This window comes from Salmonella sp. SAL04214 (assembly GCF_046550615.1).
GTDB classification, from domain to species: Bacteria; Pseudomonadota; Gammaproteobacteria; order Enterobacterales; family Enterobacteriaceae; genus Salmonella; species Salmonella enterica.
In genome coordinates this window covers 414,875-433,270 of sequence record NZ_JBGDXT010000002.1, presented here as the reverse complement: position 1 = coordinate 433,270, position 18,396 = coordinate 414,875, and the positions used below count along the sequence as shown (strand labels likewise).

Sequence of the window (18,396 nt, the reverse complement as noted above, 5' to 3'; positions counted from 1 at the left end):
CACCTTTGGGTGAGGGGGTTTACTTATGGATAAAAAACTAGAACCTTATTATTTAAGTGCGGAAACGGCATTATCTATAGTGTCTAAAAAATTCAATATAAAAATTGACATCAAAGAGGATGATATAAATTTAAGATTTAAAAAATACGACAGAAATAACACTGATGACTCTATACAAATGAAGAATTTCTTTTTGTCGTTAGGGCTTTCTCTACAGGATATATTATTTAATAATGGTGAGGATTTACTAAATGAGCCTATGCCGATTTTACTATTAACACCAGAAATGAAGTGGATGGTGTGTGTGAGCGGCGGGCAAAAAATAAAGTTGGTAAACGCGCGCGGTGAACTCTGTTATGTTGAAATTGAAGATGAATATTTAAAAGAGTTATCTGCATTTAGCATACTACCTTTAAATAAAGTTGTTGATAGTATAAGAGTAAAAAATATCATAAAAAACTCTTTATCGATGAACAAGATTTTTTATACTAAATACTTCTTTTCATCTCTTTTTATGGCAATTTTTGCGTTAACTATCCCAGTATTTAGTAATCTGTTCTATGATAAGCTTGTTCCAAGTGCTTCGGTTTCATCTTTATTTGGCGTGGCTATAATTGTTGCTGTATTTATTGTTTTTGAGTTTATCCTTCGTACTTCGAAAGATATTTATCAGTCTATCACAGCAAGGCAGGATGACGTCGATATTGATATCGCATTTCTTGAAGCGGTACTTTATAGTAAAAAGAAAAATGGCAGATCCATGTCATCAGCATTTGTGCTATGGAATGAGTTTCAGAAAATTAAACCCGTTTTATTAAACTCGATCTTTCAACGTATAGCCGATATTCCAATATTTATTATATTTCTCATTGTTATATATGTAAATTTAGGTCTGGTCGTTATTGTACCTGTTACCATGTTTATCGTCTCTATTATTATTTCCCTCGTTAACCACCATTATACTAATGAGTTAATGAACAAACAAAAAGAAGGACAGAAGAACAGGAATATTTTTATCTCAGAAGTTTTCTTATCTATTAAAATGATCCATACCTTAAATAATCAAGGTTTACTTTTTGATTGGGTTAATACATCAAATGAACAGTCGTATCTTAACCTGAAGATAAGGAAATTAAATCTTATCTATCAATCTATATTGGGCAGCATGTCATCTGTTACCCAAATAACTATTATGGTAATAGCCTTTTTTATGGTAATCAAGGGGGATGTTACCACTGGCGCAATTGTTTCATCTGTCATTGTCTCTGGCCGTATTTCCGGGATCATTTCGAATTTTTCTTCTACATTAATCTCTATTTTATCAGCAGAAAAAACCGGTAAGGATCTGCTTTCTTTTTTTGATGAAGATCAGGCAGAAAAAACACCGGCATTACAGTCAATATCAAAGTGCAATGGCGATATCTCTATCCGGGGCGTGAGTTATCAGTATGATGCTCAATCTCCGATGATTATTAACCGACTGTCTATAGACATACCTGCGGGGCAACGTGTCGCGGTGGTAGGCGAATGCGGAGCAGGAAAAAGCTCATTACTGGGAATGCTATCTGGCTACCTTTCGCCAACAGACGGTGCCATTTTATATGATGGATATAACTTAGGACATTTATCGCAGAACTTTTTTTCTCAGCATTTAAGTGTGGTGACGACACATGATGTTTTATTCACCGGAACCATTGAAAGTAATTTCGCGTTAAAACCGCAAAACGACAGGGGCCGGGTACTCAAGGCGCTTCATCTGGCGAACTGTGGTTTTATCTTGCAACATCCTATGGGGCTGAAGTTTCCGGTGAATTTTATGGCTAAAAACCTGTCATCCGGACAGCAGCAGCAGTTATTATTAGCACGTAGTCTGAGCAGTAACGCCAGCGTCTTTTTATGGGATGAACCAACATCAAATCTGGATGAGAATACCGAGAAGCAAATTTTTGATAACTTAGATGAGTTTATTCATGGGAAAACGTTGATCATGGTGACGCATCGTCGATATCTGATAAAGTATTTTGACCGGGTCCTGGTAATGAAAGGTGGAAAAATAATCCGTGATTGTTCTCCGGATAAATTATTAATGTAAAATAAGCAGCGCTTGTCGCTGTTATCAGGTGGTACTGCTTAATAAAAAAGACCCGTTGCACAAACGGGTCTTTTTTGTCATTTAACGAGTCGGCAACGTCTTCAATAAGTTTAGCTCGATTCTGTTAGGGCTATTCCACTTGCCATTTTTGGATAACCACACCTGGCGGCCCTCATCAACGGCAATGCGAGGGACGTGATGGTTCGCAAGGCTGCCCCTGGCGCGCGATTCCGCGTTGAGATAACCGGTGGGCGGCTTCAGCGGCAGCGATAGCCTATCAGGTCAGCACCATCGGCCATTCTGGCGGGGTCTGGCTCATCGTTTCGACCATTACGGCTTCAATGTTATGCCAGATCGCAGCGAGATCCATCATGGTAATACCGAGTAAACCGGTGGCAAACCAGCAGGCGGATACCACGCCCAGACCGCTACTGATCACCGCCAGACCAATATAATCTGATTTACGGAAACGGATATTGAGCGTGCTGGCTAAAAACATGAGCACGGCGCTCAACAGTTGCCAGCGGAGAAGAACGACACCAGTGGTTATGGCAGCCATGAAACATTTCCTCTGAATAGACCTTTGTCCAGGACAGCTCGGTGTTGTTCCCGGGAAACGTGGGACATTCTGGCTATCAACGGACGTCACATCAACATCGAATGAAACATTGTTTCTATTTCATTGTTTTTGTGAACTATATCACAAAAACCAGCTTGTTCGCCAGATCGGCAATGTATTTTTTGTGCGTTTTATAACCGTATTTTTTGTGTGACTTCTACGCGTCCGTAGAGAAACTGCCGGAAAGCAAAGATGTATTATTACTACTCTTTTATTTTTTTCGTGAAATTCAGACCTGATAAAAATATCAAGTTATTTATCAAAAGAAAGGAGTAAAGATGTATACCCCATCGTTTACTTAGGTATAAATCTGATATTATCAAAAATATTTAGCGTTCTGCCTGGTATGCGAAAGAGATTGCGCGTAGTTATTAATGATAAATGTTGATCGGTAAAAGTCTGTTGCTAATATTGATAAATTCATGCACCGTAAACCTCCATTTGGTTCACGTCTTATTTTGCCAACAATAGTCACAAATAATGCAGGGAAATAGGCTGAAAATGAGTCAAAGCACACGACGCAAGGTGTTGAGATTTCTCGGAACGATCATTGTGGTGTTACTTCCTGTATTGCTGGCGATCTGGTTTGCTCATATCCGGGCAGTCTCTGAAACCAGAAATCAGTTACATTCATTTGCGCAGTTGGTATTAGATAAAACGGAGCGGGTTATCCTGCAAGCGGATTTAGCCCGCGATGCCGCTGAACAATATCAGGGGCAAGCCTGTACGCCAGTCCATCAACAGCGAATGCTGAATATTATCCGCGGTCGTTTGTACATTAATGAGTTGATTTATGCTAAGGGCCAGCGTTTTCTATGCTCTACGGTTATGACGCCAACAAGTCCTTATTTTATTCCCCGCGCTGACTATAAACGAAAGCCTGACATCGCTATTTATTACTATCGTGATACGCCTTTTTTCAACGGTTATAAAATGACATATATGCAGCGGGGAAACTATGTCGCGGTTATCAATCCCTTATCTTATAGCGAGGTGATGTCAGACGATCCGGCGTTGGCCTGGGGAATGTATGATACGGTGACCAACACCTTTTTCTCCCTGAGTGAACAGGCGCAGGCTGATCAGCTATTACCTTTGGTACGACGGAGTGAACCTGTGTTCCAACAGGGTGAGCGTTTTTATACTCTGGTTAAATCAGCAAAACGACCGGTTGCCGCGATTGTGTCAACCTCAAAGCAACGCTTTTACCAGAACCTCTTTCATCAGCTTACGTTAACGCTACCGTTAGGGATCATCTGTAGCATTATCGTCTTATTTATGTGGTCACGATCCCGGCAGGCATATTACTCACCGCGTCGATTGCTGCAACGGGCCATTACCAGGCACCAGCTTTGCCTTCATTATCAGCCGATCATTGATATCCGAAACGGGACATGTGTAGGTGCCGAAGCGCTATTGCGTTGGCCGGGCTATCACGGTCCGGTGATGAGCCCGTGCGAATTTATTCCGCTGGCGGAAAAAGAGGGGATGATTGAGCAGATCACCGATTATGTCGTCGAAGAGGTATTTAATGATTTAGGTGGTTTTCTGGCCTCGCACCCGCATCTTTATGTCTCTATCAATCTCTCTGCCGCCGATTTTCTCTCTTCCCGACTAATTGTGATGATTCATGAAAAAACGCGTCAGCATTCAGTGCTTGCGCAACAGATAAAGGTTGAAGTGACCGAGCGCGGATTTATTGATGTGCCTAAAATGACGCCGATTATTCAGGCGTTTCGCCAGGCGGGATACGAGGTGGCAATTGATGACTTTGGTACCGGCTATTCGAACTTGCATAACCTGTACTCATTAAATGTCGACCTTTTAAAAATTGATAAATCTTTTGTCGACACGCTAACCACTAATAGCGCCAGCCATTTGATTGTGGAACATATTATTGAAATGGCGCAAAGTTTGCGGCTAAAAATCATTGCTGAGGGGGTTGAAACGGCTGAACAGGTTAGCTGGTTGCTAAAACGCGGCGTTCAGTATTGTCAGGGATGGCACTTTGCGAAGGCGTTACCACCGCAGGAATTCATCTCCTGGCTACAACAAACGCCCGCGCCTCTGACGATACGCGGGCAGACGCCCTACAGGCGGTGACGGTAATCGCTGGGAGTGCGATCGAACTCGCGGCGGAATACACGCGAGAAGGTTTGCTGCGATACATAGCCCAGGTCCATCGCGATATCAAAAATCGGGCGCTCGGTCGTTCGTAGCTCAACGGCCGCCAACAGGAGACGGCGCTGGCGAATATACTCGCCTAATGTTTGATGCGTTACCGTACGAAACATCCGCTGCAAATACCACTTGGAGTAGCCCGATTTTTTTGCCACCACATCAATGTTTAGCGGTTGGTCGATATGTTCATCAATCCATTCGATAAGGGTCTGAATTATCTGCTGATGCGACATATTGTTGCCTCTTAAACAGTATTCGATTCGTCGTTTTGTCTGCGGGCGAGTATAATTCCTCAAGTTAACTTGAGGTAAAGCGATTTATGGAAAAAAAATCTCCCCGTTTAAAAGCCTTACTGACGCCGGGGGAAGTTGCGAAACGTAGCGGTGTTGCTGTGTCCGCCCTGCACTTCTATGAAAGCAAAGGGCTAATTACCAGTATCCGTAATAGCGGTAACCAACGGCGATATAAGCGTGACGTGTTGCGTTATGTCGCGATTATCAAGATCGCCCAGCGTATCGGCATCCCGCTGGCAACTATCGGCGACGCGTTTGGTATCTTGCCGGAAGGACATACGTTAAGCGCGAAAGAGTGGAAGCAGCTCTCCTCGCAGTGGCGCGAAGAGTTAGACCGACGTATTCATACGCTGGTGGCGTTGCGCGATGAGCTGGACGGTTGTATCGGCTGCGGCTGTTTATCGCGTAGCGACTGTCCGCTGCGAAATCCAGGCGACAGGCTTGGCGAACACGGGACGGGCGCCCGGCTACTTGAAGATGATTAACATGCACTCGGCCATCGGGCTGAGTTCACCTAAAACTAAAGCGCCGCTAAGGGCGCTTTAGTTTGTTTCCGGTCTTTGTCTTTCGCTCTATCCCGCTGATTACAGGAGGGTTTCCCCCGACGTCAACACCCCTCATATCGAGCACGTGGTGGAGGTTCCGGTTTGTGTTGATACTGTAAGTGTAAGCGACGACGCCCTGTTCGCCAGCGAAATGCTGATTTTTTAGCCGAAATTTTTACGGCAACTGCCATAATTTTCTATAGTTAGTTGGCATACCTTACAGGAGACAGCCATGCTGACGGTGCACCATTTAAATCAGTCTCGTTCGCAGCGCATCCTCTGGGCGCTGGAAGAGCTGGCGTTGCCTTACCGGATTGTGCGTTACCAGCGTGAAAAGACCATGCTGGCGCCGCCGGCATTGAAAAAAGTGCATCCGCTGGGCAAGTCTCCGGTTATCGAAGATCACGGTATGGTTATTGCGGAATCGGGCGCCATCCTGGAATATTTGCAGGACACTTACGACAGTATCGGACGCTTTAAACCTGCGGATGCGCAGGGGAAACAACACTATCGATTCTGGCTACATTATGCTGAAGGTTCGCTCATGCCCTTGCTATTGATGAGACTGCTCTTTACCTCTCTGGGTAAACCGCCGGTACCATTGGGCCTGCGAACGTTGGGCGGCGTTATCGGTAAGGGCGCGCAAAAAGCGTACCTCAATCCGCAACTGGAAACCCATGCGCGCTTTATTGACGGGCATCTGGCAAATCACCCCTGGTTTGCCGGAGAGCAGTTAAGTATGGCGGATATCCAGATGAGCTTCCCGCTATTTGCGCTGCTTGCCCGAGGTGGAATCGCTCATCTCGACCATATCAACGCATGGAAAGCGCGGGTAGAAATGCGTCCAGCCTGGCAGCGAGCGATTCAGCAGGGCGGTCCGTTTACCATTCCCGGCGGATAATGGCGTTTTTGTGAGCAGATTGCGCAACGTATTTGCTAACAGCGATGCGAAAAATTGTTGCTGGATTGCGCAGGGACGATAACGTTTGCGCATCGTCTGGCGATTTATTGAGCATACTAAGCAGAAAAGCATAAAAAGCGGCAAAGTTCAGTTGAAAAAGCGTTGATGATCGCTGGATAATCGTTTGCTTTTTTTTGCCACCCGTTTTGTATACGTGGAGCTAAACGTTTGCTTTTTTGCGGCGCCCCGATTGTCGTAAATGTAGCACAAGGAGATAACGTTGCGCTGTTAGTGGATTACCTCCCACGTATACCGACGAATAATAAATTCTCAGGGGATGTTTTCTATGTCTACGCCTTCAGCGCGTACCGGCGGTTCACTCGACGCCTGGTTTAAAATTTCACAACGCGGGAGCACCGTTCGCCAGGAAGTCGTTGCTGGCTTAACCACGTTTCTCGCGATGGTTTACTCCGTCATCGTGGTGCCAGGGATGCTGGGTAAAGCCGGGTTCCCGCCTGCCGCCGTCTTTGTAGCGACCTGCCTGGTCGCAGGCGTCGGCTCTATTGTTATGGGGCTATGGGCGAATCTGCCGCTGGCTATCGGTTGTGCTATCTCGTTGACGGCGTTTACCGCGTTTAGCCTGGTCCTGGGGCAGCATATTAGCGTCCCGGTCGCGCTTGGCGCCGTATTCCTGATGGGCGTACTGTTTACCGTTATCTCCGCCACCGGCATTCGTAGCTGGATTTTGCGTAACTTGCCGCAGGGCGTGGCCCACGGAACCGGTATCGGTATTGGCCTGTTTTTGTTGCTGATTGCCGCCAACGGCGTCGGCCTGGTCATTAAAAACCCGCTGGATGGCCTGCCGGTCGCGCTGGGCGATTTCGACACCTTCCCGGTGATTATGTCGCTTGTGGGGCTGGCTGTTATTCTCGGTCTGGAAAAGCTGAAAGTCCCCGGCGGCATTCTGTTGACCATTATTGGCATTTCTATTGTGGGTTTGCTCTTCGATCCTAACGTCCATTTTTCCGGCATTTTCGCCATGCCTTCGTTGAGCGATGAAAACGGCAACTCACTGATCGGCAGCCTGGATATTATGGGCGCGTTAAACCCTGTCGTTCTGCCAAGCGTACTGGCGCTGGTGATGACGGCGGTGTTTGATGCGACCGGAACGATCCGTGCGGTCGCAGGGCAGGCTAATCTGCTGGACAAAGACGGACAAATTATCGATGGCGGTAAAGCGCTAACCACCGACTCCCTGAGTAGCGTTTTCTCCGGCCTGGTCGGGGCGGCGCCAGCCGCGGTGTATATCGAGTCTGCGGCCGGTACGGCGGCGGGTGGTAAAACGGGCCTGACGGCGATTACCGTGGGCGTGCTGTTTTTGCTGATCCTGTTTCTTTCGCCGCTCTCTTATCTCGTTCCCGTCTACGCAACCGCCCCGGCGCTCATGTATGTCGGTCTGCTGATGCTGAGTAACGTGGCGAAAATCGATTTTGCTGATTTCGTCGATGCGATGGCGGGGCTGGTAACGGCCGTATTTATTGTACTGACCTGTAACATTGTCACCGGGATTATGATCGGCTTTGCCACGCTGGTCGTCGGGCGTCTGGTTTCCGGTGAATGGCGTAAGCTGAATATCGGAACTGTCGTCATTGCGGTCGCGCTGGTCGCTTTTTATGCCGGCGGCTGGGCTATCTAGTTCTGCCTTCATTCTGAAAAACGGGCGGCGTTGGCCGCCCGTTTTCATTTTCAGGACACATCACGTTACCTTTTGCGTTAATCTGAAGAAGGTGAAACCGAGGCATGATGCCTTTCTCCATCATAAAAAACATCGCAAACAGGGAACGCATGGAAATTTTCTTCACAATACTCATCATGACCCTTGTGGTCTCGCTGTCGGGGGTATTTACGCGTGTATTACCCTTCCAGCTTCCTTTACCCCTTATGCAGATCGCCATTGGCGCGCTGTTGGCGTGGCCGACGTTTGGTTTGCATGTGGAATTCGACCCGGAACTCTTCCTGGTGCTGTTTATTCCGCCGCTGCTGTTTGCGGATGGCTGGAAGACGCCGACTCGTGAATTTCTTGAGCATGGACGAGAGATTTTCGGGCTGGCGCTGGCGCTGGTCCTGGTAACGGTCGTTGGAATCGGCTTCCTGATTTATTGGCTGGTGCCCGGCATTCCGCTGATCCCCGCCTTTGCACTGGCCGCCGTGCTGTCGCCGACCGATGCGGTAGCGCTCTCCGGAATTGTGGGCGAGGGGCGCATCCCGAAAAAAATCATGGGCATTCTGCAGGGAGAGGCGTTAATGAACGACGCCTCCGGTCTGGTATCGCTGAAATTCGCCGTCGCGGTGGCGATGGGGACGATGGTCTTTACCGTCGGCGGCGCGACGCTGGAATTTTTTAAGGTCGCTATCGGTGGTATTCTGGCGGGTTTTGTGGTCAGTTGGCTGTATGGCCGCTCGCTGCGTTTTTTGAGCCGCTGGGGCGGCGATGAACCCGCGACGCAAATCGTCCTGCTGTTTCTGCTGCCCTTCGCGTCTTACCTGATTGCCGAACATATTGGCGTCTCAGGCATCCTGGCCGCGGTTGCCGCCGGGATGACCATCACCCGTTCTGGCGTAATGCGCCGCGCGCCGCTGGCAATGCGTTTGCGCGCGAACAGTACCTGGGCGATGCTGGAATTTGTCTTTAACGGTATGGTCTTTCTGCTGTTGGGACTGCAATTGCCGGGTATTCTGGAATCTTCGCTGGCGGCGGCGGAAGCTGACCCGAATGTCGAAACCTGGATGCTCTTTACCGATATCGTGCTGATTTATGCGGCATTGATGCTGGTTCGCTTCGGCTGGCTGTGGACCATGAAAAAGTTCAGCCTGCGCTTTTTGAAGAAGAAACCGATGGAGTTCGCCAGCTGGACGTCGCGTGAAATTCTGATTGCTTCCTTCGCTGGCGTTCGTGGGGCGATCACCCTGGCTGGTGTGCTCTCTATACCGTTACTTTTGCCGGATGGCAGCGGATTTCCGGCGCGTTATGAACTGGTATTCCTGGCGGCTGGCGTCATTCTGTTCTCGTTGTTTGTCGGCGTGATCATGCTGCCGCTGCTGTTGCAACATCTGGAAGTCGCCGATCATGCGCAACAGTTGAAAGAGGAGCGTATCGCCCGCGCGGCGACGGCGGAAGTGGCGATTGTCGCCATTCAGAAAATGGAAGAGCGTCTGGCGGCGGATACCGAAGAAAACATCGATAATCAGTTGCTTACTGAAGTAAGCTCACGTGTCATTGGTAACTTGCGTCGCCGTGCCGATGGGCGAAACGATGTCGAAAGCTCCATACAGGAAGAAAACCTGGAGCGACGTTTCCGTCTGGCGGCGCTGCGTTCCGAACGCGCCGAGTTGTATCATCTGCGCGCCACGCGAGAAATCAGCAATGAAACATTGCAAAAGCTGCTGCACGACCTGGATTTGATGGAAGCGCTACTGATAGAAAATCAGTAGTCCTTGTGGCCCGGTGGCGCCATGCTTACCGGGCCTACTTGTAGGCCGGATAAGGTGCTTGCGCCGCCATCCGGCAAGAGTTTTAACCCATGGTTTACGGTTGTTTCAGCCAAAACCCTTCGCAACAGGTTAACCATGCCCGGGCGCTGTGCGACAGATACACGCCCTCTCGCCAAATCATGCCTAACTGCCAGCGGAGATCGCTTTCCAGCGGTAGCCAGCGCAGCGTGGCCTTATCCAGACGCTGACAAATCGGCTCCGGCAAAATGGCGATACCGACGCCCGCTTGCACCATGGCGGCGAGAAAATCCCATTGCCCGCTGCGCACGGCAATCCGTGGTTTTACGTCATGCTGGCTAAATAAGGTCATCAACTGGCGGCTCAGGGCAAAGTCTTCGTTATAGATAAGAAGAGGATGCTCCGCCAGAGCTTCAGGCGCGATGGAGTCGCAGGTTGTCCACTGACCGGAACGGGGAACCAGCACGCACAGCGGATGACTGAACAGCGATAACGTCGTCAGCCCGCTCGCTTCTTCCACCGGGAGCGCGGTCATCGCAACATCCAGCTCGCCATTCATTACCGCCTGCTGTACCGTCAGGCCGCCAAACTCCGAAATTTTGAGTTCAACGCCAGGGTAGCGTTGTCGAAACAAACTGATTGGCCCGGCCATCAACATGCCGACCATCGGGGGAATACCCAGCCGCAGCACGCCCTTATTGAGATGGTTAATATCGCTCAACTCGGCCTCTAACTGGCGAAACTCAGCGAGGATCGCCAGTCCGCGTTCAAACACCACGCGTCCGGTATCGGTCAGCAATAACTTACGTCCGTCGCGGATCAGTAGCGTACAGTTAAGCTCATCTTCAAGATTTTTCAGCATTTTGCTAATGGTGGGCTGGGTGACAAATAACTTCTCCGCTGCGCGGGTGAAACTTTGCTGACGCACCACCTCGACAAAATAACGCAGCGTTCTGATATCCATGATTATTCCTTCCGACTATGCCTGCAATGATTTTAATTCATTTCTGCCCGTGACGGAGGTTCTCTATACTGGCGCTCCGTATTATTTTTCAGGACATTCCCTCATGGCTGTGGCGATAAGCCGCGTTACGCCTGCCGTTGTGCAACGACTCCAGGTACCGGTTCAGGTACTGCTCTATGCAGGTTTATTCATTTTTTCCCAATATCTTGTCTCCTGGCTGCACCTGCCGTTGCCCGCGAATCTGGTCGGCATGGTACTTATGTTGGCGCTGATCGTTTGCCGGATTATTCCGCTTAGCTGGGTACGCGCAGGCGCACGCTGGCTGCTGGCGGAGATGCTGTTATTCTTTGTTCCCGCCGTCGTGGCGGTAGTGAACTATGCCCATCTGTTACTGGTGGACGGCTGGCGCATTTTCTCGGTGATAGCGATCAGTACCTTAATGGTACTCGGCGCGACGGCGTGGGTGGTGGATAAAGTGTATCGCTATGAGATGAGTAGGCTAAACCGTGAATAACGTTCAGTTAAGCGTACTGTGCCTGGTGATTACGCTGGGAATTTACTTCGCCAATAAGCGTCTGTATCGCCGTTTTCGCAAATTGCCGTTGATGCCATTAGTGTTGACGCCGGCACTGCTGGTGTTAATGCTGGTGTTCGGTCATATCTCCTGGCAAAACTATATTGGCGAATCGCACTGGCTATTGTGGCTGCTCGGCCCGGCGACCATTGCCTTTGCGGTGCCGGTGTACGATAACCTCGCGATTATCAAACGTCACTGGATGTCGCTCACCGCGGGCGTAGTGACGGCGACGGTGGTGGCAGTCACCAGTTCCGTTTGGCTGGCGCGTCTGTTCACGTTATCGGATGAGATTCAGCGTAGTCTGGCGGTACGTTCCGTTACCACGCCGTTTGCGCTGGCGGCGGCAGAACCCCTGGGCGGGCAGCCGGATCTGGTGGCGCTGTTCGTGGTCGTCACTGGCGTGTTTGGCATGGCGGTCGGCGACGCGCTATTTTTGCGTCTCTCTATCCGGGAAGGCATGGCAAAAGGGGCAGGATTCGGCGCGGCGTCACATGGGGCGGGCACGGCGCGTTCCTATGAACTTGGTCAGCAGGAGGGCGTCGTCGCCAGTCTGGTAATGATGCTGTCCGGCGTGGTGATGGTACTGGCTGCCCCGCTGGTGGCGAGGGTAATGTTCTGATTTTCCTCCGACCCACAGGGCCGGAGGAAACGGTAAGATTAATGCGCACGCCCTTGTTGTACGCCGAATCCCGTTTGGGAGCGGATAAACTGAGCGCGGAACTGCTCACGTTCACGGTTGCCTTCTGCCGAGTTATCGGTGGCCGAGAAGAACCAGATCCCCAGGAACGCCACGCTGATAGAGAACAGCGCCGGATACTCATACGGGAAGATCGCTTTTTCGTGGCCGAGGATCTGCACCCAAATGGTAGGGCCAAGAATCATCAGCACCACCGCTGTCAGTAAACCTAACCAGCCGCCCAGCATAGCGCCGCGCGTGGTCAGTTTTGACCAGTACATGGAAAGCAGAATGATGGGGAAGTTGCAGCTCGCGGCGATAGCAAACGCCAGGCCCACCATAAAGGCGATGTTCTGATTTTCAAACAGGACGCCGAGGATAATGGCGATCACGCCCAGCACCAGGACGGTGATTTTCGACACCTTCAGCTCTTCACGTTCGGTTGCGCCTTTGCGGAACACGTTAGCGTACAAATCATGCGACACCGCCGATGCGCCCGCCAGCGTCAGACCGGCGACCACCGCCAGAATGGTGGCAAACGCCACTGCCGAAATAAAGCCGAGGAACAGGTTGCCGCCTACCGCGTTGGCCAGATGCACCGCCGCCATGTTATTGCCGCCAATCAGCGCGCCTGCGGCATCTTTATAGGCGGGATTCGCCCCCACCAGCATGATAGCGCCGAAGCCGATAATAAAGGTCAGAATGTAGAAATAGCCCATAAAACCGGTGGCATAGAACACGCTCTTGCGCGCTTCGCGGGCATCGCTGACCGTAAAGAAACGCATCAGAATATGCGGCAAGCCGGCGGTGCCGAACATCAGTCCCAGACCCAACGACAACGCCGAAATCGGATCTTGCACCAATCCTCCTGGGCTCATAATCGCCGTGCCTTTCGGGTGTACCGCCATGGCTTCGGTAAACAGATTATTGAAGCTAAAGCCGACGTGTTTCATCACCATAAAGGCCATAAAACTGGCGCCAAACAGCAACAGGACGGCTTTGATAATTTGCACCCACGTTGTCGCCAGCATCCCGCCGAACAGCACGTACATCATCATCAGTACGCCGACCAGCACCACGGCGATGTGATAGTTGAGGCCGAACAGCAGTTCAATCAGTTTACCGGCGCCGACCATTTGGGCGATGAGATAAAGCGCTACCACTACCAGGGAGCCACAGGCCGAAAGAATACGGATTGGCCCCTGTTTCAGGCGATAAGAGGCAACGTCAGCAAAAGTATAACGTCCCAGATTACGCAGGCGCTCGGCAATCAAAAACAGGATGATTGGCCAGCCGACAAGGAAGCCCAGCGAATAGATCAGCCCGTCATAACCGGAGGTAAACACCAGCGCGGAAATGCCGAGAAATGACGCGGCGGACATATAGTCGCCGGCAATCGCCAGGCCGTTCTGGAACCCGGTGATATTGCCGCCAGCGGTGTAGTAGTCGCTACGGGAACGTACGCGTTTAGAGGCCCAGTAGGTAATACCGAGCGTAAACACGACGAAAATCAAAAACATGATAATCGCCTGCCAGTTGGTGGGCTGGCGTTCAACCGCGCCGCTAATGGCATCCGCCGCATGAGCGGCGAAGGGGAGTGCGGCGGCGAGCGCCGTCAGAACTCTCTTCATAATGCTTTCACCTCATGCAGTACGGCGTTATTAAGACGATCGAATTCGCCGTTCGCCCGCCAGATATAAATTCCGGTTAACACAAAAGAAATCACAATCACCCCGACGCCAATGGGAATTCCTCGGGTGACGCTGGTTCCCGCATGTAGAGGCGTGCCCAGCCAGCCAGGCGCGAAGGCGATCAGTAAAATAAAGCTGATATAAACCGCCAGCATGATAACCGACAGAATCGTGGCAAACCGTTGCCGTTTTTCAACTAATTCCCTGAAACGCGCACTGTCTTCTATCCGCTGATAAATTTGGTCATTCATCACAGAGCTCTCCAGAGGTCCCCCTGCGTCTTTCGCGCTACAGGCGCGTTGGCCGCACTCGCGCGCCCCAGCCACATAGTGAACTATGCTGCTGGGGATGTGCTCGCTTGCCGCCTTCCTGTAACACGAAATCCTTTGGGGGAGGGTTTTTTTATATTTCCCTCTCCCGGTTTGAGAGAGGGCAGGGGTAGGGTCGTAGGCCGGATAAAACGCTTTCGCGTTGCCATCCGGCATTTATGGTTATGATGGCATCGCGATGGCCTGCTTCTCTTCGAGCAGTTTCTCCACCACGCCAGGATCGGCGAGAGTCGAAGTATCGCCCAGATTGCTGGTATCGCCCGCCGCGATTTTGCGCAAAATACGGCGCATAATTTTGCCGGAACGGGTTTTTGGCAGTGAGTCGGTCCAGTGCAGCACGTCCGGCGTCGCCAGTGGGCCAATCTCTTTACGTACCCAGTTGCGCACCTCCGCGTACAGTTCTGGCGACGGCTCCTCGCCGTGGTTGAGCGTCACATAAGCGTAAATCGCCTGGCCTTTGATAGCGTGTGGAATACCCACCACCGCCGCTTCGGCGATCTTCGGATGCGCCACCAGCGCCGATTCGATTTCCGCCGTACCCAGACGGTGGCCGGAGACGTTTAACACGTCATCCACGCGACCGGTGATCCAGTAATAGCCGTCTTCATCGCGACGCGCGCCGTCGCCGCTGAAATACATATTCTTAAAGGTAGAGAAATAGGTCTGCTCAAAACGTTCATGATCGCCGAACAGAGTACGCGCCTGGCCCGGCCAGGAATCGGTGATGACCAGATTGCCTTCCGTCGCGCCTTCTTGCGGATGGCCTTCGTTATCCACCAGCGCAGGCTGTACGCCAAAGAAAGGACGGGTGGCGGAACCGGCTTTCAGTTCGATAGCGCCCGGTAGCGGCGTGATCATAAAACCGCCTGTTTCAGTCTGCCACCAGGTGTCGACGACCGGACATTTTTCATTGCCGATCTTCTTCCAGTACCATTCCCACGCTTCGGGATTGATCGGCTCGCCGACGGAACCCAGAATGCGCAGTGAAGAACGGTCGGTGCCTTCAATGGCTTTATCGCCTTCCGCCATCAGCGCGCGGATGGCCGTCGGGGCGGTATAGAGAATGTTGACCTGGTGTTTGTCGACCACCTGGCACATGCGAGCGGGCGTTGGCCAATTCGGCACGCCTTCAAACATTAAGGTGGTCGCGCCGCAGGCCAGCGGGCCATACAACAGATAGCTGTGCCCCGTCACCCAACCCACATCGGCGGTACACCAGTAAATATCGCCAGGGTGATAATCAAAGACATACTTAAAAGTGGTCGCGGCGTAGACCAGATAGCCGCCGGTGGTGTGCAGCACGCCTTTCGGCTTGCCGGTGGAGCCGGAGGTATAAAGGATAAACAGCGGATCTTCGGCATTCATCGCTTCAGGCTGGTGCTCAGGGCTGGCTTTTTCAATCAAATCGCGCCACCACAGGTCGCGGCCTTCTTGCCAGTCAATGTCGCTGCCGGTGCGCTTCAGGACGATCACATGCTCAACGCTAGTGACATTCGGGTTTTTCAGCGCGTCATCGACATTCTTTTTCAGCGGGATACTGCGTCCGGCACGTACACCTTCGTCAGCGGTGATCACCAGCCGCGAGCTGGAGTCGATAATGCGTCCGGCGACGGCTTCCGGCGAGAAGCCCCCGAAGATCACCGAATGCACCGCGCCGATGCGGGCGCAGGCCAACATTGCCACCGCCGCTTCCGGCACCATCGGCATATAAATCGCTACCACATCGCCTTTTTTAATGCCCAGATCCAGCAGTGTATTCGCGAAACGGCAGACATCGCGATGCAGTTCGCGATAAGAGATATGTTTACTCTGCGACGCGTCATCGCCTTCCCATATAATGGCGGTGCGATCGCCATTTTCCTGCAAATGGCGGTCAAGACAGTTCGCCGCCAGATTCAGCGTGCCGTCCTCGTACCATTTAATCGACACATTGCCTGGCGCAAAGGAGGTGTTTTTCACTTTTTGGTACGGCGTGATCCAATCGAGAATTTTTCCCTGTTCGCCCCAAAACGTATCGGGGTCGTTAATAGACTGTTTATATTTAGTCTCATACTGCTCTGGATTTATCAGGCAACGATCCGCAATGTTGGCGGGAATGGCGTGTTTATGTGTTTGGCTCATGCTGTTGTTCTCCTTGTAGGATGTTAATAATATGTCGCATAAACGTTAAATGTAGGGTCTTAATAAGTTTTGTTTAGTATTTGGGCGACAGATCACGCAAAAAGGGAACTGTGCAAATAAGCAGCAATCTATTTTTTGATTGTGTCCCGCAAAATTAGATAAATTTTCGGGATAACATGACGTTATATGAAATTTTTTAAAAAAGTGATCCGTGTCCGGAAATCAGAAATAGAGAGGGAGTTTTGTCCAGGTTACTAACTCTAAAGTGGTATTTTACATACACTTACAATTGATTAAAGACAACATTTTGAGTGTGGTTATTTGTTACACATAGAGGAGATCAATGTAATAACAGTATTTGTGCGGTTGCTGTTATGGAAAACGATAAAAAATCGCCATTAAAGATAATGGCGCAATCTGGATGAGACCTCTATGGCAAGGAAAACACTACGCGCACGCCGTTTCTTCAGCCTTATATTTCCTTTTTTCTTCATTACCTCTGTTTACGCTGAGCAAACGCCTGTATCCGCAAAAACCGTTACTGTTGAAGCGAAAAATGAAACGTTCGCGCCTCAACACCCCGACCAATATCAGTCATGGAAAGCGACGTCAGAACAGTCTGCCCGTGAAGATGCGCTGGCGGAAGACCCTCGTCTGGTGATCCTGTGGGCGGGCTATCCCTTCTCCCGTGACTACAACAAACCACGCGGCCACGCGTATGCGGTAACTGACGTGCGCGAAACACTGCGTACCGGTGCGCCAAAAACGGCGGAAGACGGCCCGCTGCCGATGGCCTGCTGGAGTTGTAAAAGCCCCGATGTCGCGCGCCTTATCCAACAAGAAGGCGAAGACGGCTACTTCCATGGCAAATGGGCGCGAGGCGGCCCGGAAATTGTCAACGATTTGGGCTGTGCCGACTGTCATAACACCGCGTCGGACGATTTCGCCCAGGGGAAGCCAGCATTAACGTTGTCGCGCCCCTATGCCGAACGGGCGATGGAGGCTATCGGCAAACCGTTTGATAAAGCGGGACGGTTTGATCAGCAATCGATGGTCTGCGGTCAGTGCCACGTGGAGTACTACTTTGACGGTAAAAACAAAGCCGTTAAGTTCCCGTGGGATGAGGGCATGAAGGTCGAAAATATGGAGCAATACTACGACACTATCGCCTTCTCTGACTGGACTAACTCTCTGTCCAAAACCCCAATGCTCAAAGCGCAGCACCCGGAATATGAAACCTGGAGCGCGGGCATTCACGGTAAGAACAACGTGACCTGTATCGACTGCCACATGCCGAAAGTACAGAACGCCGAAGGCAAGCTCTACACCGACCATAAAATCGGCAACCCATTCGACAATTTCGCGCAAACCTGCGCCAACTGCCACACCCAGGACAAAGCGTCCCTGCAAAAAGTGGTCGCCGAGCGTAAACAGGCGATTCATGACCTGAAAATCAAGGTTGAAGATCAGCTGGTACATGCGCACTTCGAAGCGAAAGCCGCATGGGATGCGGGGGCGACAGACGCGGAAATGAAACCGATTCTGAACGATATTCGCCACGCGCAGTGGCGTTGGGATCTGGCGATTGCGTCACACGGTATTCATATGCATGCCCCGGAAGAAGGTCTACGGATGTTAGGCAGTGCGATGGATAAAGCCGCGGATGCCCGTACTAAACTGGCGCGACTGCTGGCGACCAAAGGCATTACCCATGAAATTCCGCTGCCGGATATTTCGACGAAAGAGAAGGCGCAGAAAGCGATTGGTTTGAATATGCAACAAATCAACGCGGAGAAGCAGGACTTCCTGAAAACGGTCGTACCGCAGTGGGAAGATCAGGCGCGTAAAAACGGTCTGTTAAGCCAATAACCCCATTCCGCCCCGTAAGGGGCGGATA

The 18,396-nt window shown here is 51.0% G+C and carries 15 protein-coding genes; 9 read left to right on the top strand and 6 right to left on the bottom strand.

Annotation, left to right across the window (positions count from 1 at the left end; translation table 11 throughout):
• The first annotated feature begins 25 nt into the window (after positions 1 to 25).
• The gene (gene siiF / locus ACLJQD_RS05285) at positions 26 to 2,092 is read left to right on the top strand and encodes an SPI-4 type I secretion system protein SiiF (protein ID WP_017441246.1); all 2,067 of its coding nucleotides are present in this window, start codon (positions 26 to 28) and stop codon (positions 2,090 to 2,092) included.
• Positions 2,093 to 2,369: 277 nt separating this feature from the next.
• Here siiF and ACLJQD_RS05280 read toward each other — a convergent pair whose 3' ends face one another.
• Positions 2,370 to 2,651 (bottom strand): YjcB family protein, encoded by a 282-nt coding sequence (locus tag ACLJQD_RS05280; protein ID WP_000719058.1) that lies wholly within the window; start codon positions 2,649 to 2,651, stop codon positions 2,370 to 2,372.
• 561 nt (positions 2,652 to 3,212) lie between these two features.
• On the opposite strand from ACLJQD_RS05280, the gene ACLJQD_RS05275 reads away from it, so the two are divergent.
• Positions 3,213 to 4,814 carry an EAL domain-containing protein gene (locus tag ACLJQD_RS05275; protein ID WP_017441245.1) on the top strand — a complete coding sequence of 534 codons (1,602 nt, stop codon included), beginning with the start codon at positions 3,213 to 3,215 and terminating at the stop codon, positions 4,812 to 4,814.
• On the opposite strand, the gene soxS is transcribed toward ACLJQD_RS05275, so the two are convergent.
• On the bottom strand, positions 4,802 to 5,125 hold the full coding sequence (soxS, locus tag ACLJQD_RS05270) for a superoxide response transcriptional regulator SoxS (RefSeq protein WP_000019483.1): 324 nt from the start codon (positions 5,123 to 5,125) through the stop codon (positions 4,802 to 4,804). The genes ACLJQD_RS05275 and soxS overlap by 13 nt on opposite strands.
• 86 nt (positions 5,126 to 5,211) lie before the next feature.
• On the opposite strand from soxS, the gene soxR reads away from it, so the two are divergent.
• From soxR to ACLJQD_RS05250, 4 genes are all read left to right on the top strand, one after another.
• Positions 5,212 to 5,670, top strand: coding sequence for a redox-sensitive transcriptional activator SoxR (gene soxR, locus ACLJQD_RS05265; protein WP_000412686.1), 459 nt, complete (start codon positions 5,212 to 5,214; stop codon positions 5,668 to 5,670).
• Between the two features lie 292 nt (positions 5,671 to 5,962).
• Positions 5,963 to 6,631: a glutathione S-transferase family protein gene (locus ACLJQD_RS05260; protein WP_000958582.1), complete on the top strand. Its 669-nt coding sequence runs from the start codon at positions 5,963 to 5,965 to the stop codon at positions 6,629 to 6,631.
• A gap of 346 nt (positions 6,632 to 6,977) precedes the next feature.
• Positions 6,978 to 8,327, top strand: a complete 1,350-nt coding sequence (gene ghxP / locus ACLJQD_RS05255; RefSeq protein ID WP_000106907.1) for a guanine/hypoxanthine transporter GhxP — start codon at positions 6,978 to 6,980, stop codon at positions 8,325 to 8,327.
• Between the two features lie 149 nt (positions 8,328 to 8,476).
• On the top strand, positions 8,477 to 10,123 hold the full coding sequence (locus ACLJQD_RS05250; protein ID WP_000402189.1) for a Na+/H+ antiporter: 1,647 nt from the start codon (positions 8,477 to 8,479) through the stop codon (positions 10,121 to 10,123).
• A gap of 94 nt (positions 10,124 to 10,217) precedes the next feature.
• Here ACLJQD_RS05250 and ACLJQD_RS05245 read toward each other — a convergent pair whose 3' ends face one another.
• Positions 10,218 to 11,105: a LysR family transcriptional regulator gene (locus ACLJQD_RS05245; protein WP_000354962.1), complete on the bottom strand. Its 888-nt coding sequence runs from the start codon at positions 11,103 to 11,105 to the stop codon at positions 10,218 to 10,220.
• Positions 11,106 to 11,208: 103 nt separating this feature from the next.
• On the opposite strand from ACLJQD_RS05245, the gene ACLJQD_RS05240 reads away from it, so the two are divergent.
• Together ACLJQD_RS05240 and ACLJQD_RS05235 are read left to right on the top strand one after the other, a co-directional pair.
• A complete protein-coding gene (locus ACLJQD_RS05240; RefSeq protein WP_000257347.1) occupies positions 11,209 to 11,619 on the top strand; it encodes a CidA/LrgA family protein in 411 nt (136 codons plus the stop codon).
• Positions 11,612 to 12,301 (top strand): LrgB family protein, encoded by a 690-nt coding sequence (locus ACLJQD_RS05235; RefSeq protein WP_001067096.1) that lies wholly within the window; start codon positions 11,612 to 11,614, stop codon positions 12,299 to 12,301. Before ACLJQD_RS05240 ends, ACLJQD_RS05235 begins: the two co-directional genes overlap by 8 nt.
• A gap of 38 nt (positions 12,302 to 12,339) precedes the next feature.
• On the opposite strand, the gene actP is transcribed toward ACLJQD_RS05235, so the two are convergent.
• The 3 genes from actP to acs form a co-directional block, all read right to left on the bottom strand.
• Positions 12,340 to 13,989 (bottom strand): cation/acetate symporter ActP, encoded by a 1,650-nt coding sequence (actP, locus tag ACLJQD_RS05230; RefSeq protein WP_000832536.1) that lies wholly within the window; start codon positions 13,987 to 13,989, stop codon positions 12,340 to 12,342.
• On the bottom strand, positions 13,986 to 14,300 hold the full coding sequence (locus ACLJQD_RS05225) for a DUF485 domain-containing protein (protein ID WP_000999620.1): 315 nt from the start codon (positions 14,298 to 14,300) through the stop codon (positions 13,986 to 13,988). Before ACLJQD_RS05225 ends, actP begins: the two co-directional genes overlap by 4 nt.
• Positions 14,301 to 14,540: 240 nt before the next feature.
• Positions 14,541 to 16,499 carry an acetate--CoA ligase gene (gene acs / locus ACLJQD_RS05220; RefSeq protein ID WP_000083878.1) on the bottom strand — a complete coding sequence of 653 codons (1,959 nt, stop codon included), beginning with the start codon at positions 16,497 to 16,499 and terminating at the stop codon, positions 14,541 to 14,543.
• Positions 16,500 to 16,931: 432 nt separating this feature from the next.
• Here acs and nrfA point away from each other — a divergent pair, with 432 nt between their 5' ends.
• Entirely contained in the window at positions 16,932 to 18,368 is a 1,437-nt protein-coding gene (nrfA, locus tag ACLJQD_RS05215; RefSeq protein WP_000101786.1) for an ammonia-forming nitrite reductase cytochrome c552 subunit, read from the top strand.
• The last annotated feature ends 28 nt before the right edge of the window (positions 18,369 to 18,396 follow it).

Bases quoted from the DNA above. Each gene is read 5' to 3' on its own strand.
- siiF (WP_017441246.1), top strand. From the start codon at position 26: ATGGATAAAAAACTAGAACCTTATTATTTAAGTGCGGAAACGGCATTA.
- ACLJQD_RS05280 (WP_000719058.1), bottom strand. From the start codon at position 2,651: ATGGCTGCCATAACCACTGGTGTCGTTCTTCTCCGCTGGCAACTGTTG.
- ACLJQD_RS05275 (WP_017441245.1), top strand. From the start codon at position 3,213: ATGAGTCAAAGCACACGACGCAAGGTGTTGAGATTTCTCGGAACGATC.
- soxS (WP_000019483.1), bottom strand. From the start codon at position 5,125: ATGTCGCATCAGCAGATAATTCAGACCCTTATCGAATGGATTGATGAA.
- soxR (WP_000412686.1), top strand. From the start codon at position 5,212: ATGGAAAAAAAATCTCCCCGTTTAAAAGCCTTACTGACGCCGGGGGAA.
- ACLJQD_RS05260 (WP_000958582.1), top strand. From the start codon at position 5,963: ATGCTGACGGTGCACCATTTAAATCAGTCTCGTTCGCAGCGCATCCTC.
- ghxP (WP_000106907.1), top strand. From the start codon at position 6,978: ATGTCTACGCCTTCAGCGCGTACCGGCGGTTCACTCGACGCCTGGTTT.
- ACLJQD_RS05250 (WP_000402189.1), top strand. From the start codon at position 8,477: ATGGAAATTTTCTTCACAATACTCATCATGACCCTTGTGGTCTCGCTG.
- ACLJQD_RS05245 (WP_000354962.1), bottom strand. From the start codon at position 11,105: ATGGATATCAGAACGCTGCGTTATTTTGTCGAGGTGGTGCGTCAGCAA.
- ACLJQD_RS05240 (WP_000257347.1), top strand. From the start codon at position 11,209: ATGGCTGTGGCGATAAGCCGCGTTACGCCTGCCGTTGTGCAACGACTC.
- actP (WP_000832536.1), bottom strand. From the start codon at position 13,989: ATGAAGAGAGTTCTGACGGCGCTCGCCGCCGCACTCCCCTTCGCCGCT.
- ACLJQD_RS05225 (WP_000999620.1), bottom strand. From the start codon at position 14,300: ATGAATGACCAAATTTATCAGCGGATAGAAGACAGTGCGCGTTTCAGG.
- acs (WP_000083878.1), bottom strand. From the start codon at position 16,499: ATGAGCCAAACACATAAACACGCCATTCCCGCCAACATTGCGGATCGT.
- nrfA (WP_000101786.1), top strand. From the start codon at position 16,932: ATGGCAAGGAAAACACTACGCGCACGCCGTTTCTTCAGCCTTATATTT.